Origin of the sequence: Nocardiopsis sp. FIRDI 009 (assembly GCF_003386285.1) — a bacterium.
Taxonomy (GTDB): Bacteria; Actinomycetota; Actinomycetes; order Streptosporangiales; family Streptosporangiaceae; genus Nocardiopsis.
Genome location: NZ_QPNC01000009.1, coordinates 343,601 through 359,898, shown reverse-complemented (window position 1 = coordinate 359,898; position 16,298 = coordinate 343,601). Strand labels below are relative to the sequence as shown.

The following is a 16,298-nucleotide window of genomic DNA, read 5'->3' as shown; positions in this document are numbered from 1 at the left end:
TCCCCCCGGGCCGCTCACGACCGGCCGTCACACCGGCTCGGCGGGCGCCCCGACCGGGGCCAGCTCCTTGCGCATGTGCACCATGACCAGGTGGTCGGCCACCCGCTCGCGGTGCGTCTCACCGTAGCCGCGCTCGCGGTACAGGCGCTGCTGGTCGGCGCTCTGCGCCCCGGTGAACAGGGTCAGCGCGGTCAGCCCGGGGCGGCGGGACCGCAGCTCCTCCTCCACCGCGGACAGCAGCGCCCGGGCGATCCCGCGACGGCGCTGGTCGGGCGCGACGGCCAGACGGCCGATCACCCCGTGCGCACCGGCCGCGCTCGCGCGCACGGCCCCCACGATCCGGGCCCCGGAGACGGCCTTGAGGACGAGCACGTCCTCGTCTCGCAGGAGCCGGTCGATCCGGTCCAGCCCCTCGGTGAGCGGAAGGATGAAGGGGTCCCCGTAGGCCTGCGCCTCGTCGACGAACGCCGCGCGCTGGAGCGTCAGGAGCTCGCCCGCGTCGGCGGGGGTGGCCGGGTGGATGTCGAACACGTCGCCTCCTCGGGCGCCCTCACAGGGGGCTTTCTCCAGCAGTACGGCGAGTCTTCCACAGGAGCGCTTCCGGTCGCGGCACGCCCCGCCAGGTCCGCGCGATGCTGGGCATCGGGGCGGCCCCACCCGGGCGCACCCGGGTGCGCCCGGACCTCCTCCACCCTGGTGCGGCCACCCGGAACACCCACCCGCACGGAGCGCACCGCCCGACGCGGAGCACACCGCCCGCACGACGAAGGGCCGCCCCCGCAACGGGGACGGCCCTTCAGGGCTGTCAGCGGATCCTCGCGGACCTACCGGCCAGGCCGACCAGGCGGGTCACGTCTCACCGCCTCGTCGAGCCCCACCGGCTGATCAGGCCTCGCCACCCGCGAGCTTCTCACGGAGGGCGGCCAGCGCCTCGTCGGAGGCGAGGGCGCCGCTGGTGGACTCGGAGCTGGGCGTGGTGCCGCCCTGGCCGCCGGTGTACTCCTCCTCGGCCTCCTCGGCCGGGGCGCTGGCGGCGTCGGCCTCGGCCGCACGCGCCTCCTCGACCTGCTTGCGGTGCGCCTCGAAGCGGGCCTGCGCCTCGGCGTAGCTGCGCTCCCACTCGTCCCGCTGAGCCTCGTAGCCCTCGAGCCACTCGCCGCTCTCGGGGTCGAAGCCCTCCGGGTACTTGTAGTTGCCGTGCTCGTCGTAGTCCGCGGCCATGCCGTAGAGGGTCGGGTCGAACTCCTCCTGGCCCGGCTCGACGGCCTCGTTGGCCTGCTTCAGCGAGAGGCTGATGCGGCGGCGGTCGAGGTCGATGTCGATGATCTTGACGAAGATCTCGGTGCCGACCTGGACGACCTGCTCGGGCACCTCGACGTGGCGCTCGGCCAGCTCGGAGATGTGGACCAGGCCCTCGATGCCCTCCTCGACGCGCACGAACGCACCGAACGGAACCAGCTTGGTGACCTTGCCGGGAACGACCTGGCCGATCTGGTGGGTCCGGGCGAACTGCTGCCACGGGTCTTCCTGGGTCGCCTTGAGCGACAGGGAGACGCGCTCGCGCTCCATGTCCACGTCGAGGACCTCGACGGTGACCTCCTGGCCGACCTCGACGACCTCGCTCGGGTGGTCGATGTGCTTCCAGGACAGCTCGGAGACGTGCACCAGGCCGTCGACGCCGCCCAGGTCCACGAACGCACCGAAGTTGACGATCGAGGAGACGACGCCCTTGCGGATCTGACCCTTCTGGAGGGTGTTGAGGAAGGTCTGACGCACCTCGGACTGCGTCTGCTCCAGCCAGGCGCGGCGGGACAGGACCACGTTGTTGCGGTTCTTGTCCAGCTCGATGATCTTGGCCTCGAGCTCGCGGCCGACGTAGGGCTGCAGGTCGCGGACGCGGCGCATCTCGACCAGGGAGGCGGGCAGGAAGCCGCGCAGGCCGATGTCGAGGATGAGACCACCCTTGACGACCTCGATGACGGTGCCGGTGACGACGCCGTCCTCCTCCTTGATCTTCTCGATCGTGCCCCAGGCGCGCTCGTACTGGGCGCGCTTCTTGGACAGGATCAGGCGGCCTTCCTTGTCCTCCTTCTGGAGAACGAGGGCCTCGACCTGATCGCCGACGGCGACGACCTCACCGGGGTCGACGTCGTGCTTGATCGACAGCTCCCGGGAGGGGATGACACCCTCGGTCTTGTAACCGATGTCGAGCAAGACCTCGTCTCGATCGACCTTCACGATGGTGCCCTCGACAATGTCACCGTCGTTGAAGTACTTGATGGTCTCGTCGATCGCCGCGAGGAAGGCTTCCTCGGACCCGATGTCGTTGACCGCTACCTGGGGTGTCGAGGTGGCCTCGGTGCTGCTCGTCATTTGTGGGTGGACTCCGGATACGGACAGGTTCAGAAAATGGGCACGCCGCGAGTTCGAGCCCGTCGATCCGTCGTCCAGAAGTGAGAACCGCGGTCACGGAAGGCGGAACCATCCGTGGCCACAGCCGCCGGGTCCAGAGTGTTGACCGAAGCGGTGCGATCACCGAACCCCGAACCGGGGACGACAGACGCCCGCACGAACCCACAACGCTCTGGCCAGAATATGAGACATGGGCGTCCTGGTCAATCGGAACCCAGGGCCGCCAAGCCGACGAAGGCCGTGTTGGGCGCAATTTACCCGAGCGTGGTGGTCAAGATCAACTACACACCGCCCCATGTCCGAGCGGGTGTCACCACGCCGCGACCCCATGGCGGAACGTAGCGGACGAGGGTCCGGAGCACCCCCGAAACAGGCCGTTAGTCCCACGAAGGACGCGACCGCGAACGCTTCACGTCCCCACGCCGCCGCTTGGCGTCCAGACGGCGCTGCCGGGCGGCCCGGCTGGGCCGCGTCGCCCGCCGCTGCCGCGCGGGCGGCGCCATCGCCTCGGCCAGCAGGGCGGCCATCCGCTCCCGCGCCTCGACCCGGTTGCGCGCCTGGGACCGATGCGTCTGCACCGACACCGTCAGCACCCCGTCGACCAGGCGACCCGCCAACCGCTCCAGGGCGCGCTGACGCCGTGTCCGGCCGAGCGCCCCGCACGAGGCGACGTCGAGCGACAGCGACACCCGCGTGTCCGACGTGTTGACGTGCTGCCCTCCCGGCCCCGAGGACCGGGAGAAGCGCCACACCAGGGCGTCGGCGGGAACGGTGACCGAACCCACACTCAGCCCGCCCGTCACGGAGGATCCTCCCGTGTCCGTCACCGTCTCCCACCTCCACACGACGATCGGGGCCGCGACCCGCGCTAGTGCGCGGCGTCGTGCCAGTTCTGCCCGCTGCCGACCGACACCGCCAACGGGACACGCAGATCGTAGGCCGTGCCCATCTCGTGCGTCACGAGGTTTTCCACCCGCTCCCGCTCACCCGGCGCGACCTCCACCACCAGCTCGTCGTGCACCTGGAGCAGCACCCTGGACGCGAGCCCGCCCTCGGTCAGCGCCGCGTCCACCTGGAGCATCGCCACCTTGATGATGTCGGCCGCCGACCCCTGGATCGGGGCGTTGAGCGCCATCCGCTCCGCCATCTCCCGCCGCTGACGGTTGTCGCTGGTCAGGTCCGGCAGATACCGGCGCCGGCCCAGGATCGTCTCCGTGTACCCGGCCCGGCGCGCCTGGTCCACCACCGACCGCAGGTAGTCACGCACCCCGCCGAACCGGTCGAAGTAGTCCTCCATCAGCTTCTTCGCCTCGTCCGGCTGGATGCCCAACTGCTGCGAGAGCCCGTAGGCGCTGAGCCCGTAGGCCAGGCCGTAACTCATCGCCTTGATCTTCGACCGCGCCTCGGAGTCCACCTGCTCCACGTCGACGCCGAACACCTGCGCCGCCATGTGCGCGTGGAAGTCGTAGCCGCTGTTGAACGCGTCGATGAGCGCCTGCTCACCCGACAGGTGCGCCATGATCCGCAGCTCGATCTGGCTGTAGTCGGCGGTGAGCAGCTCCTCGAAGCCCTCACCCACCACGAACGCCCGCCGGATCCGCCGGCCCACGTCCGTGCGCACCGGGATGTTCTGGAGGTTGGGGTCGGTCGAGCTCAACCGCCCGGTCGCCGCCACCGTCTGGTTGAACGTCGTGTGGATGCGGCCGTCGTCGGAGACGGTCTTGATCAGCCCCTCCACCGTCGTCCGCAGCTTGGTCTGGTCCCGGTGGTGCAGCAGCACCGCCGGCAGCTCGTTGTCGGTCTGCGTCGCCAGCCACGCCAGCGCGTCCGCGTCGGTGGTGTACCCCGTCTTGATCTTCTTCGTCCGGGGCAGCCCCAACTCCTCGAACAGGACCTGCTGGAGCTGCTTGGGCGAACCCAGGTTGAACTCGCGGCCCACGATCTCGTGCGCCCGCTCCACCGCGCCGCGCGCCGAGGCCGCGAACTCGCCCTGGAGCCCCTCCAGGTAGGGCAGGTCGGCGGCGATCCCCGCCCGCTCCATCCGCGTCAGCACGTCCACCAGCGGCAGCTCGACCTCGTGCAGCAGGTGGCTGCCGCCCCGCTTGTCCAGTTCCGCCGACAGCACCCCCGCCAGGTCGCGGGTGGCCGCCGCGCGCACCGCCAGCAGCCGCCGGCGCCCCCCGCCCGCCTCGGCCTCCGTCCCCAGGTCCAGGGTCATCTGCGCGCCGTCGGTGTCCTCCTCCAGCTCCCGCCCCAGGTACCTGCGGCACAGGTCGGCCAGGTCGAACCGCCGCTGCCCCGGCTGCGCCAGGTAGGCCGCCAGCGCCGTGTCGCTGACCACGCCGCCCAGGGACCACCCGTGCGCCCCCAGCGCCAGCAGCGACCCCTTGTACTCGTGCACGACCTTCGGCCGGTCCCGGTCGGCCAGGAACTCCGCCAGGGCCTCGGTGTCGGCCGGGTCCAGCACGGAGGGGTCCACGTACAGGGCGGCCCCGCCGGGCACGCACAGCGCCAGGGCGTCGACCCGACCGGTCCCCTGGCCCCACGTCCCCTCGACCGCCACCCCGGCGGGCGCCTCCCCGGTCAGCGTCCCGGGCGCCGCGTGCTCGGTCAGCCAGGCCGCCACCGCGCCCGTGTCCGCGACCGTCAGGTCGACGGAGAACCCCTCCGGCGCCGCCCCGGCCCCACCCTCCGGCTCCCCGGAGCGGATCACCGCGTACAGGCGCTCACGCAGGTTGGAGGCGAACTCCAGGTTGTCGAACAAAGCGTCGATCCCGGCCCGGTCCGCCTCCCCGATGCTCAGCTCGGTCACGTCCACACCCAGGTCGACGTCGGTCGCCAACCGGTTCAGCCGCTGGTTGCGCAGCACGTCGTCCAGGTGGTCACGCAGGTTCTGGCCCGCCTTCCCGGTGACCTCGTCCACGTGGGCGACCAGCTCGTCCAGCGACCCGTACTTGGCGATCCACTTCGCCGCCGTCTTGGGGCCCACCCCCGGCACGCCCGGCAGGTTGTCGGCCTTCTCCCCCACCAGCGCGGCCAGGTCCCGGTACCGCTCCGGCGGGACCGCGTACTTCTCCTCGACCGCCTCCGGGGTCATCCGTTTGAGGTCCGACAGGCTCTTGCCCGGGTAGAGCACCGTGCAGTCCTGTGTCACCAGCTGGAAGGCGTCCCGGTCACCGGAGGCGATCAGCACCTCCATCCCGGCCTCACCGGCCTGGTGGGCGAGCGTGGCGATCACGTCGTCGGCCTCGTACCCCGGCGCCGACAGGTTCGCCACCCCCATCAGCCGCATGAGGTCCTGGGTGAGCGGCACCTGCGACGGGAACCCCTCGGGTGTCTCGGACCGCCCGTCCTTGTACTCGGCGTACTCCTCGTGCCGGAACGTGGGGCCCGACAGGTCCCACGCCACCGCCACGTGCGTGGGCTCCTCATCCCGCAACAGCTTGACCAGCATCGACGTGAAACCATAGATGGCGTTGGTCGACTGTCCGGTACTCGTACCGAACTTCTCCACCGGAAGCGCGAAGAACGCGCGGAAGGCCATCGAGTGGCCGTCCAGGAGCAGCAGGCGGGGCCGCGCACCACCACCCGCCGAGGGGGAGGCGCTGCCCGCCCCGGCGCTGGCACGGGAATTCTGGTCGGGGGTCTCTCGCTTGGTCACCACAGGCAAATCCTAAGATGCGGACCAGACAATCCGTGGCCATCGCCGGGAGATCGGTGAGGACACCACGCACAAGCACCCCCCATGGGGCACCCGTCGGAAGGCACCACCATGTCCACAGACATCGAGTCCCTGCGCACCCAGTTCGACCAGGGCACGATCCCCATGGGCGCCCTCGCCGAACGTATGGGCATCGAGCTCACCGAGGCCTCCGCCGAGCGCGTGGTCGGCCGGATGCCGGTGGAGGGCAACCAGCAGCCCTTCGGCCTCCTGCACGGCGGCGCCTCCGCCGTCCTGGCCGAGTCCCTCGGGTCGGTCGGCTCCACCATCCACGCCGCCCAGTTCGGACGCGTCGCGGTCGGCATCGAGATCAACGCCACCCACCACCGCGCGGCGTCCGAAGGCCACGTCACCGGCGTGGCCACCCCCGTCCACCTCGGACGCACCCTGGCCACCTGGGACATCACCATCACCGACGATCAGGGCAAGAAGGTGTGCACCTCCCGGCTGACCTGCATGCTGCGGGAGATGCCCGGCAGCTGATCCCTTCCAGGCGGAGGGCACCACGCGGACCACACCACCGGGCCCGGCCGACGACGGCGCCGCGCACCCCCACGGGGCACCGCGGACCTCGACGGCCGGGCCTCGTCATGCCCGCGGACCACGACACATCGCCACTCCGCGGTCACGAAACAGCGATGTCCGTCCAACGGCCACGGCCCTGACGAGCTGCGATGACTACGGACCCATAACAGCCTGACGGCGAGTCGGCACCAACGCCGGACCCGAGCTTCCGCGCCAGGAACTTACGTGATTAAGCTCCGCTAACGCTCCTGATTAAGCAATGCCACACAACGCGGGCATACAGGACGCACAGCACCACGGCACGCCTGCGTCACGCAGCCCGTGCTTCTTCGGTTGAACGGAGTTGACCACGACCATGGCAAGCAAGAAGCTGCTCGGCCTCACAGCCGCGACCGCGGCCCTGGTACTCGGGATCAGTGCGTGTGGCAACGGTGGAGAAGGCGAAGGCGGTGAAGGCGGCGGCGAAGCCTTCACCTTCGGCATCCTCTACCCCCAGACCGGTAACCTCGCCTTCCTCGGCCCGCCCCAGATCACCGCCGCCGAGTACGCCGTCTCGGAGATCAACGACGCCGGGGGCATCCTCGGCACCGAGGTCCCCGACATCATCCAGGGCGACGAGGCCGGCGACAACGCCCAGGCCAACCAGGCCGCCAACAACCTGGTCGCCGACGAGGTCAACGCCGTCATCGGCGCCGCCGCCTCCGGCATGACCCAGGCCACCTACGACACCATCACCAGCGCCAACATCGTCCAGTGCTCCGGCTCCAACACCTCCGCGGCCCTGAGCGACATCGACGACAACGGCTACTACTTCCGCACCGCGCCCAGCGACAGCCTCTCCGCGGTGGTGATGGCCCGCAAGCTCGTCGAGGCCGGCAACCAGAGCGTCGCCGTCGTGGCCCGCGGCGACGACTACGGCGCCGGCTACGCCCAGAACCTGGAGGCCGAACTTCAGGCCCTGGGCGCCGAGATCGCCGTCAGCGAGACCTACGACCCCGAGGCCACCACCTTCGACTCGGTGGTCAGCAGCGTCAACGGCTCCGAGCCCGACGCCGTCGCCCTCATCGCCTTCGAGGAGGGCGCCCAGGTCATCGCCCAACTGCTGGAGAGCGGCGTCGAGGGCGAACAGCTCTTCATCACCGACGGCCTCAACGACCCCGAACTCGGCGAGAAGGTCAACTCCGACGACCCCGACGTCATCAACGGCGTCACCGGCGTCGCCCCCTCCGCGGACAACGCCGAGTTCTCCGAGGGCCTGGCCGAGTTCAACCCGGAGCTGGAGGTCTTCCAGTTCGCCCCGCAGGTCTTCGACTGCGTCACCGTCATCGCCCTGGCCGCCGAGGCCGCCGGCAGCGTCGACCCGGCCGACTACGTGGCCGAGCTGCCCAACGTCAGCCGCCCCGAGGGCACCGAGTGCGGCAGCTTCGCCGAGTGCGCCGAACTGATCGCCGACGGCGAGGACATCAACTACCAGGGCGTCAGCGGCAACATCGACTTCGACGACAACGGCGACCCGACCGCCGCCACCTTCGAGATCTTCGCCTTCGGAGACGACGGCCACGAGGTCCTCGCCTACGAGGAGCACTCCCTGAACGACTAGGCACGGACACCGGACGGCCCCGCCGCCCGACCCGCACCGACGACCGAGCGCCCCGGGACACCCGTCCCGGGGCGCTCGCCGTACGCGCGACACCTCCGCGCCCCCGGACGGCCCCGCCGACCCCTCACGGCCCCGAACCGGCCAAGGGTGGGAAACGACGCCGACGGACGCCGGGAGGACGCCCCCGCCGCCCCGGAGCGGCCCGGGACACCCGCCCCCGAACCGGTCAGGGCCACCGCACGAGCCACAGCGCCCGCCACCGGCCCCGCACCACCGCCCCGGCTCCACGGACCGCACCGGACCAGGCCCCGCGACCACCGCCGGACACCGCCCCGGACGCCCGGCCCCGACCCCGCCACCGCGACACCGCCCGCGCCCGGCCGCGCGCGCGACGAAGGGGCGGAGCCGCACGGCCCCGCCCCTCACCGACGACCGGCTCAGTCCCTGGCCAGCGTCCCCAGGTACAGCTCGATCACGTTCGGGTCGTTCAACAGGTCCCGCCCCGACCCCGTGTACGCGTTACGGCCCTGGTCCAGCACATAACCGCGGTCACAGATCTGCAGGCAGCGACGGGCGTTCTGCTCCACCATGATCACCGACACACCCGTGGAGTTGACCTCCTTGACCCGCTGGAAGACCTCCTCCTGGTAGATCGGCGACAGCCCCGCCGTCGGCTCGTCCAACAGCAGCACCGACGGATCCATCATCAACGCGCGGCCCATCGCCACCATCTGGCGCTCACCGCCCGACAGCGACCCCGCCTTCGCCTTGCGCCGCTCACCCAGCAGCGGGAAGAGCTCCGCCACCACCGCGAACCGCGCCGCGAACGACCTCGGCCGCAGGAACGCCCCCATCTGGAGGTTCTCCTCGATCGTCAGCGACGGGAACACGTTCTGCGTCTGCGGCACGTAACCCACACCGCGCTCCACCAGGCTGTGCGCCGCCAGACCCCGAATACTCGAACCCCGCAGCGTCAGGCCGCCCTCACGCACCGGGATCAACCCGAAGATCGTCTTGATCAGCGTCGACTTACCAGCGCCGTTCGGCCCGATGATCGCCACGACCTCACCCTCGGTGAGCGTCAACGTACACCCGTTGAGGATGTTCACCCCGGGCACGTACCCGGCCACCAGCTCCTTGGCCAACAGCAGGTAGTCGTCCGGACCACCCACCTCACCGACCGCCTCGGCGCCCGCGTGCTCCAGGACCTCCTCCCGGTGCCTCTCGAAGACCTCGACCTCCGACGGAGCCTTCTCCGGTCCCAGACCGTCCCTCTCAGTCATCACCACTCCCCCGGGCCTCGGCCGAGTCGTCCTCCTGGGCTCCCAGGTAGGCGTCGATCACCTGCTGGTTCGAGCGGATGTCCGACGGACGGCCCTCCGCGATCACCCGTCCCTGCGCCAACACGACGATCCAGTCACTGATCCCCATGATCACGTCCATGTCGTGCTCCACGAACAGGACCGTCTTGCCCTCGTCCCGAAGCGACGTGATGTGCTCCAGCAGGGACTGCACCAACGCCGGGTTCACACCCGCCATCGGCTCGTCCAGCATGATCATCGACGGATCGGTCATCAGCGCCCGAGCCATCTCCAACAGCTTGCGCTGACCGCCCGACAGCGCGCCCGCCATCTCGTCACGCTTGTCGATGAGCTTGAACCGCTCCAACAACTCCAGCGCCCGCCGGGTGTTCGCACGCTCCTGACCGGCCCACACGTTCCGCAGGAACGCACCGGCCATCCGCTCACCGACCTGGCCCTGCGCGCCCAACAACATGTTGTCGAGCACCGTCATCCGCGTCAGCGCCTTGGTCAGCTGGAACGTCCGCACCATCCCGGCACGCGCCACCCTGTGGCCCGGCCTGCCGTTGATGCCAACGCCCTCGAACGTCCACGTGCCCCGGTCCACCCGATCGAACCCGGTCAACAGGTTGAACAGCGTGGACTTGCCCGCACCGTTCGGCCCGATCAACGCCGTGATCGTCCCGCGCTGCACCTCCAGGTGCTCCACGTCGACCGCGGTCAGCCCCCCGAACGAACGGCGCACACCGTCGGCGACCAGGATCGGATCCGACTTGCCCGAACCCGGCACCGGCTCCGCACCGGCCATCCGGTCGGCCTCGACACCCGCGGAGGAGTTCGTCGCCTCACTTGACATTGATCAACATCTCCTTGCGGTCGCCGATGAGACCCTGCGGCCGGAACACGATCAGCACCACCAGCAGCACACCGACGAAGGCCAGCTGGATCGCACCGTAGTCCGGCCCCTGCAGGAACGGGAACCAACCCATCGAACCCATACCCCGGAGCAGACCGTCGGTGAAGTTCATCAGGAACCAGAAGGCCATCGCCCCCAGCACCGGACCGAACACCCGGCCCGCGCCGCCGAGCAGCAGGATCACCCACAGGAAGAACGTCACCTGCGGCTTGAACTGGTCCGGCTGGATCGACGCCTGGTACACCGCCAACATGCACCCCGCCAGGGCGCCGATCAGACCGCCCAGGACCAGGATCTGCATCTTGTACGCGAACACGTTCTTGCCCAGACTGCGGACGGCGTCCTCGTCCTCCCGGATGCCCTTGATGACACGCCCCCAGGGGCTGTGCATCAGCATCCACACCAGACCGCACATCAGGGCCACCAGGCCCCAGGTCACCACCAGCACCCACATGTGGTTGCCGTTGTAGGACAGGGCGCCCACACCGTAGCGCTCACCGCCGTCGAAGGGGTTCAGCACCCGGAAACCGTCCGCCAGGTTCTGCAGACCGTACACACCACCGGTCAGCGGCTCGGCGAACCCCGCCCGATAGACCAGGCGGATCACCTCCGCCGCCGCGATCGTGGTGATCGCCAGATAGTCCGCCCGCAACCGCAGCGTCGGAATACCCAACAGCAGCGCCAACACCAGCGCGCACAGCAACCCGACCGCGAACCCGACCGGCAACGGCAGATCGAACACCGCCACGCTGATGCCCACACCGTAGGCGCCCACCAGCATGAACCCGACCTGGCCGAAGTTCAGCAGGCCCGTGTACCCGAAGTGCAGGTTCAGACCGATCGCCGCCAACGCGTAGATCGCCGCGATCGGACCGAAGGCCGACCGGGTCGACTCCGCGAGGATCGAAACAATATCCATCGTCCTGCCTCCCCTAGCCGACCCGCTCGCGCCGGCCGAGCAGACCCTGGGGCCTGACCAGCAGCATCAGAATCATCAGCGCCAACGCCCACGCCTGCATCATCTGCGTCGGGAACCACAGGGTCGACAGCATCGCCACCAGCCCCACGGCCAAACCACCGACCATCGCGCCGTAGGCGGTACCGAGACCACCCAGGATCACCGCGGCGAACATCAGCAACAGCAGACGGAAGCCCATCTCGTACTCCACGATCTGGTTCAGCCCGTAGAGCACACCGCCCAGCGCCGCCAGGCCGCCGCCCAGCCCCCACACGTACAGCGTCACGCGGTCCACGTCGATCCCCGACGACTCCGCCAGGTCCCGGTTGTCCGACACCGCGCGCATCGCCTTGCCGATCCGGGTGAACTGCAACAGGCAGGCCACCCCCACCAGCACGAGCACGGCCACGCCCATGACCACCAGGTCACGCGGCGGCAGCTCGACCAGCCCCAGGTTCACCGGGTCCTGGATCTGGTAACCCGCGTAACGCTCACGGCCCGCGCCGAAGAGCACCAGGATCACGTGCCGCACCACCAGGGCCAGACCGATCGAGACGATGAACATCTGGATCAGCGCCACGTTTCGGTGCCGCAGCGGACGCCAGATGTAGCGCTCCATACCGGCCCCCAGGACCCCGCCCATCAGCACGGCGATCACCGCCGCGCCCCAGAGGGGAACCTGCCAGCCCACCGAGTCGCCCATCACACCGAGCACCGTCGCCAGCACGATGCCGAGGAGGATGGCCGTCCACTGGGCGACGACCAGCGGCACGCGCGCGAGCCTGTTCTCGAAGAAGCCGCCCAGGACCACGGCCGCGGCCAGCCCCAGGAAGATCGCCAGGAGGGAGTTGCCCATCCCCGCCGCGCCCGTGCTGAACAGCAGGGCGATCATCGCGCCGAAGGTGACCATGTCGCCGTGGGCGAAGTTGATCATCTTCGTGGTCCCGAAGATCAGCGACAGGCCGATCGCGGACACCGCGATCACCAGGCCGTACAGCAGACCCGACGCGGTGAGCTGGGCGAACCGGTCCCCGAAGGAGCCGCCGCTGTCAGCGCCCGTGGCGACGGCGTCGTCGGCCGCGGCGTCACCCCCGTCGGAGCCGTCCGACCCCTCCTCCGAGGGAGAGGGGGAACCCGTGCCCTCGTCCGCGGCGCCGGCCACGTCCAAGGCGATGATCAACGGTCGCCGGTCATCCGCCTCGACCTCGACCACGGCCTCACCGTCGACGACGATGACGCTCTCCCGTAGCGCGAACTCGCTGGGGATGGACTCCTGGTCCACGACCACGCGGTACTCACCCGGTCCGGGCAGTTCCGCTTCCCAATTTCCATCAGGGCCGGTCTCGGCCGCCGCGATCTCGTCCTCGCCCTCGAAGACCGTGAGCAGGATGCCCTCGACACCCTGATCGCGGTCCTGCGGATTGAGGATCCGACCGTGCAGCGACTCACCGCCCTGTTCGTCTGCCGTCGCCGCTGGCCCGGGGATCACCAGGATGGCGGTGATCAGGGCGAGCAGCACGGTCACGAGACGTGTGCGCACGCGCGCTCCTTGCGCATCTGAGGTTGGCGGCGCCGAATGCGCGCATTCGACACCGTTGTCCTTTGCTGTTCGGTGCGGTGAGTTTAGCCCGGTTTAGGCAGGTCATTCAGCACCGCTTAAGCCACGTGATGCAACCGTCATCCCATTGTGTGAAACCGAGACCGAACCGGTACGTCCACCCGGTTGACCCTGAACGAGTGTCTGGTTTTCGCCGCGAACACCAGCTGATCTGTACGTTTCCTCCGCCCCAGGTGCGCAGGAGAACAGACGGGGGCCGCACCCGACTCGGGTGCGGCCCCCGCGAGAGGTTGGGGTCCCGGCGCTCAGCCCTGCTTGCCGCCGAGCGTCTCGATGACCGTCTCCGCGACCTTGCGCATCGTCAGTCGGCGGTCCATGGAGTTCTTCTGGATCCATCGGAACGCCTCGGGTTCGCTCATGCCGTGGCGGCTCTGGAGCAGACCCTTGGCCTGCTCGACGAGCTTGCGCGTGTCGAGACGGTCCTGGAGGCTGCTGACCTCCGCCTCCAGCGCGGCCAGTTCGGCGTAGCGGGAGGTGGCCATCTCGATCGCCGGAACCAGGTCCGACTTGTTGAAGGGCTTGACCAGGTAGGCCATGGCCCCGGCCTCACGCGCCCGCTCCACCAGCTCGCGTTGGGAGAAGGCGGTGAGGATCACGACCGGGGCGATGCGCTCGGCGGCGATGCGCTCGGCGGCGGACAGGCCGTCGAGCACCGGCATCTTGATGTCGGTGATCACCAGATCGGGCTTCAGCTCCTGGGCAAGCCGGATAGCGGTCTCGCCGTCACCGGCCTCGCCGACGACGGTGTAGCCGTCCTCTTCGAGCATCTCCTTGAGGTCCAGGCGGATCAGGGCCTCGTCTTCCGCGATCACCACGCGGCTCTGCGTCCTCGTCACGTACACGAGGTTACCGAGATCCGCTAGGATGCTGGACGTCGGGACCGGCAATGCGTGTCAATCGTGACGTCAGTGTTGGCACAGCACTGACCCCCGAAGCCGACAAAACGGACAAGAAGGTAGTATCACCAAGATCACCACAAACTAGCCCTGATAGCCCAATTCGGCAGAGGCCGCGAGCTCAAACCTCGTCCAGTGTGGGTTCGAGTCCCACTCAGGGCACCAAAAGCCACCCTTCTGGGTGGCTTTTCGCTGTTCAGAGCCCTTCACAACCCGGAGCATCCCCGACCATCAGCCAAATGTCGTATGCGTGAGCGATTGTTCACTTCATGTACGCACCTCACATCCGCCGCTCGGCGGTGGACATGCTGAACTCCGGGATCTTCTACAGCGAGGTCAGTCGACGCCTCGGCATCAACCGGTCGACACTGCGCGCCTGGCGAACCGACCCCTCATCGGTCGACAAGCACCAGGACTCCGCGTGCCCCCGGTGCGAACCGATACCCCGACCCCCTGCTGACGCGGAGTCCTACAGCTATCTCCTCGGCCTCTATCTGGGCGACGGTTGCATCTCACGGACCGGGGACGGCAGCCGGGGCGTCCATCGCCTGCGGATCCTCTGCTCGGACTCCTGGCCCGGTCTGATCGAACAGTGCTCGTCGAGCATGGCCAGCGTCCACCCGGGACGTCGCGTGAACACGGCCCTGTGCACGGGGTGCACGGAGGTCTACGGAGACTGGAAGCACTGGCCCTGCCTCTTCCCCCAACACGGCCCCGGCAAGAAGCATCACCGGACCATCGCCCTGGAGCCGTGGCAACAACAGATCGTCGACGCCCACCGCGAAGCGCTCGTTCGAGGTCTCATCCACTCCGACGGGTGCCGGGTCACCAACCGCATACGCAAGAAGCTCCCAGACGGCGGGGAGAAGTGGTACGAGTACCCTCGCTACCACTTCACCAACGCATCCAGGGACATCGTCAACCTGCTCACCGCCACCCTCGACCGCCTGGACATCCCTTGGCGCAGTCATGTCAAAGCCACGACGGGGGTCCACGACCAGACTGTGGTCTCCATCTCGACCAAGGCCGCCGTGGCGCGGATGGACTCCTTCGTCGGTCCCAAGTACTGACCGCGCGCGGGGTTCGAAGGTTCGGGCCAGAACCTTGGTATCTACCCGGCCAGTTCGACCCCACTTGGGCCTTTTGTCACTTTATGCCGGGGCAACCAGGCTGAACCGGTCACATCACGGCCACAACCTGGGTACAACCCGTGGGTTCGGGCGCCGTTCGAGCCCCGCGTCACCGATCCTTGTTGTGCAGAGAGGTTTCCAGGAGAGGAGAAGCGGGTGCTGACCGCGGTCGCCGGGGTGATCGGCGCACTCGTCATCGGCGCCTGGGTCGTGGTGGCCTGGGGGTCCCGGCGCCGTCTGCCGTGGCTGCTGGCGCCCTTCGCCCTCCTCATCGTCCTGCTCGTCGCCGTCGGCCAGCCCGGGTGGGCGTTCCTCCCCGTCGTGGCCCTGGTCGCCGGTTCCTTCGCCGAGTTGGTCGTCGGTGCGCGGGAGTCGCCCGCCGTCCGGACCAAGGATCCCGAGGCCCCGCTGAGCACCGAGCGGTGGGCCGCCGCGGTCGCGGCCCCGTTCCGGGTGGCGCTCGCCGAGCCCTGGGACGTGGTGGCCCGGCCGTCGCTGCGCCGCCGCTACCGGCGGGTCCTGGAACAGCAGTGGAACGTGACCGACCGCGAGTCCCTGCTGGCCGCGGTCGAGGAGCTCCAGGCGGAGCTGCACTCGGGACCGTCCCTCGACCTGGTGGTCGATCTGCGCGCGGGTGTGGCGAAGTCGCGGCTGCCCCAGGAGCAGGGGGGGCACGCCACGGGCGCGAACGTGCGGCTGACCCCGGAGCAGATCGACCGGTTGCGTTCGGTGGCCGACGCCCCGGAGGCCGACGAGACGGTGATCATCGGTGCCTTCCAGTGGTGGAAGTCGGTGCACGTGATCCGGCTGGTGTGCGGCGGGGCGTCGTTGGACTGGTTGAGTCCGGTGGAGACGCAGACGATGTTGCGTCGGGTGGCCTCCGATCTCCAGCGCCGCTACTCGTCGTGGCACCAGTTGTCGTTGGCCTTCCACGCCGGTTACCTGTTGTGGCCGGAGCGTGGTGTGGAGGGTGAGTACGGGGGCGCCGACCGGGTGTGGACGGCGTTGGGGCTGTTGACGGAGGATCCGGCCAGTCCGTGGAACCTGTTGCCGTGGGACATGCCGTTGGAGCGGGTGATCTCCGAGGGCGGGGTGTCCAGCGGTCAGGAGCATTAGCTCCGGATACGCGTCGGCCGCACCGGTCCTGGCCCGGATGGTCGGCGTGGCTCATGCGCCGTCCTCCGGGCCGGACCTGATGCGGCCCGTCTGCGGGCGCCTCGT

The 16,298-nt window shown here is 69.3% G+C and carries 13 protein-coding genes and 1 tRNA gene; 5 read left to right on the top strand and 9 right to left on the bottom strand.

The annotated features are described in order from the left end of the window. Nucleotides 1–27: 27 nt before the first annotated feature. From DVR05_RS08335 to polA, 4 genes are all read right to left on the bottom strand, one after another. A complete protein-coding gene (locus DVR05_RS08335; RefSeq protein WP_116245241.1) occupies nt 28–531 on the bottom strand; it encodes a GNAT family N-acetyltransferase in 504 nt (167 codons plus the stop codon). A gap of 354 nt (nt 532–885) precedes the next feature. After that, complete coding sequence (gene rpsA, locus DVR05_RS08330) at nt 886–2,373, bottom strand: 30S ribosomal protein S1 (RefSeq protein WP_116245240.1); 1,488 nt, start codon at nt 2,371–2,373, stop codon at nt 886–888. 416 nt (nt 2,374–2,789) lie between these two features. Continuing rightward, nucleotides 2,790–3,239, bottom strand: coding sequence for an alternative ribosome rescue aminoacyl-tRNA hydrolase ArfB (arfB, locus tag DVR05_RS08325; RefSeq protein ID WP_198659087.1), 450 nt, complete (start codon nt 3,237–3,239; stop codon nt 2,790–2,792). 41 nt (nt 3,240–3,280) lie between these two features. Next, nucleotides 3,281–6,076, bottom strand: coding sequence for a DNA polymerase I (gene polA / locus DVR05_RS08320; RefSeq protein WP_232832032.1), 2,796 nt, complete (start codon nt 6,074–6,076; stop codon nt 3,281–3,283). A gap of 108 nt (nt 6,077–6,184) precedes the next feature. Here polA and DVR05_RS08315 point away from each other — a divergent pair, with 108 nt between their 5' ends. Then, complete coding sequence (locus tag DVR05_RS08315; protein ID WP_116245348.1) at nt 6,185–6,616, top strand: PaaI family thioesterase; 432 nt, start codon at nt 6,185–6,187, stop codon at nt 6,614–6,616. A gap of 397 nt (nt 6,617–7,013) precedes the next feature. Next, complete coding sequence (locus DVR05_RS08310) at nt 7,014–8,258, top strand: ABC transporter substrate-binding protein (protein ID WP_116245238.1); 1,245 nt, start codon at nt 7,014–7,016, stop codon at nt 8,256–8,258. Between the two features lie 437 nt (nt 8,259–8,695). Here the strand turns inward: DVR05_RS08310 and DVR05_RS08305 are convergent, their stop codons facing one another. The 5 genes from DVR05_RS08305 to DVR05_RS08285 all read right to left on the bottom strand — a co-directional run bounded on the left by DVR05_RS08305 (nt 8,696) and on the right by DVR05_RS08285 (nt 13,866). Next, a complete protein-coding gene (locus DVR05_RS08305; protein WP_116245237.1) occupies nt 8,696–9,541 on the bottom strand; it encodes an ABC transporter ATP-binding protein in 846 nt (281 codons plus the stop codon). Beyond that, on the bottom strand, nt 9,534–10,415 hold the full coding sequence (locus DVR05_RS08300) for an ABC transporter ATP-binding protein (protein WP_116245236.1): 882 nt from the start codon (nt 10,413–10,415) through the stop codon (nt 9,534–9,536). The genes DVR05_RS08305 and DVR05_RS08300 overlap by 8 nt, the downstream gene beginning before the upstream one ends. Next, nucleotides 10,405–11,394 (bottom strand): branched-chain amino acid ABC transporter permease, encoded by a 990-nt coding sequence (locus DVR05_RS08295; RefSeq protein WP_116245235.1) that lies wholly within the window; start codon nt 11,392–11,394, stop codon nt 10,405–10,407. Before DVR05_RS08295 ends, DVR05_RS08300 begins: the two co-directional genes overlap by 11 nt. A 13-nt stretch (nt 11,395–11,407) precedes the next feature. After that, nucleotides 11,408–12,973, bottom strand: a complete 1,566-nt coding sequence (locus tag DVR05_RS08290) for a branched-chain amino acid ABC transporter permease (protein ID WP_116245234.1) — start codon at nt 12,971–12,973, stop codon at nt 11,408–11,410. 323 nt (nt 12,974–13,296) lie between these two features. Next, entirely contained in the window at nt 13,297–13,866 is a 570-nt protein-coding gene (locus tag DVR05_RS08285) for an ANTAR domain-containing response regulator (RefSeq protein ID WP_116245233.1), read from the bottom strand. A gap of 168 nt (nt 13,867–14,034) precedes the next feature. Between DVR05_RS08285 and DVR05_RS08280 the strand changes: the two genes are divergently transcribed. From DVR05_RS08280 to DVR05_RS08270, 3 genes are all read left to right on the top strand, one after another. Further along, nucleotides 14,035–14,112 (top strand) — tRNA-Leu (locus DVR05_RS08280). Nucleotides 14,113–14,216: 104 nt separating this feature from the next. Continuing rightward, nucleotides 14,217–15,017, top strand: a complete 801-nt coding sequence (locus tag DVR05_RS08275) for a transcriptional regulator (RefSeq protein ID WP_116245232.1) — start codon at nt 14,217–14,219, stop codon at nt 15,015–15,017. A gap of 216 nt (nt 15,018–15,233) precedes the next feature. Next, the gene (locus tag DVR05_RS08270) at nt 15,234–16,193 is read left to right on the top strand and encodes a DUF1266 domain-containing protein (protein WP_116245231.1); all 960 of its coding nucleotides are present in this window, start codon (nt 15,234–15,236) and stop codon (nt 16,191–16,193) included. Nucleotides 16,194–16,298: the final 105 nt, after the last annotated feature.

Bases quoted from the DNA above. Each gene is read 5' to 3' on its own strand.
- rpsA (WP_116245240.1), bottom strand. From the start codon at position 2,373: ATGACGAGCAGCACCGAGGCCACCTCGACACCCCAGGTAGCGGTCAAC.
- DVR05_RS08315 (WP_116245348.1), top strand. From the start codon at position 6,185: ATGTCCACAGACATCGAGTCCCTGCGCACCCAGTTCGACCAGGGCACG.
- DVR05_RS08310 (WP_116245238.1), top strand. From the start codon at position 7,014: ATGGCAAGCAAGAAGCTGCTCGGCCTCACAGCCGCGACCGCGGCCCTG.
- DVR05_RS08305 (WP_116245237.1), bottom strand. From the start codon at position 9,541: ATGACTGAGAGGGACGGTCTGGGACCGGAGAAGGCTCCGTCGGAGGTC.
- DVR05_RS08300 (WP_116245236.1), bottom strand. From the start codon at position 10,415: ATGTCAAGTGAGGCGACGAACTCCTCCGCGGGTGTCGAGGCCGACCGG.
- DVR05_RS08295 (WP_116245235.1), bottom strand. From the start codon at position 11,394: ATGGATATTGTTTCGATCCTCGCGGAGTCGACCCGGTCGGCCTTCGGT.
- DVR05_RS08275 (WP_116245232.1), top strand. From the start codon at position 14,217: ATGTACGCACCTCACATCCGCCGCTCGGCGGTGGACATGCTGAACTCC.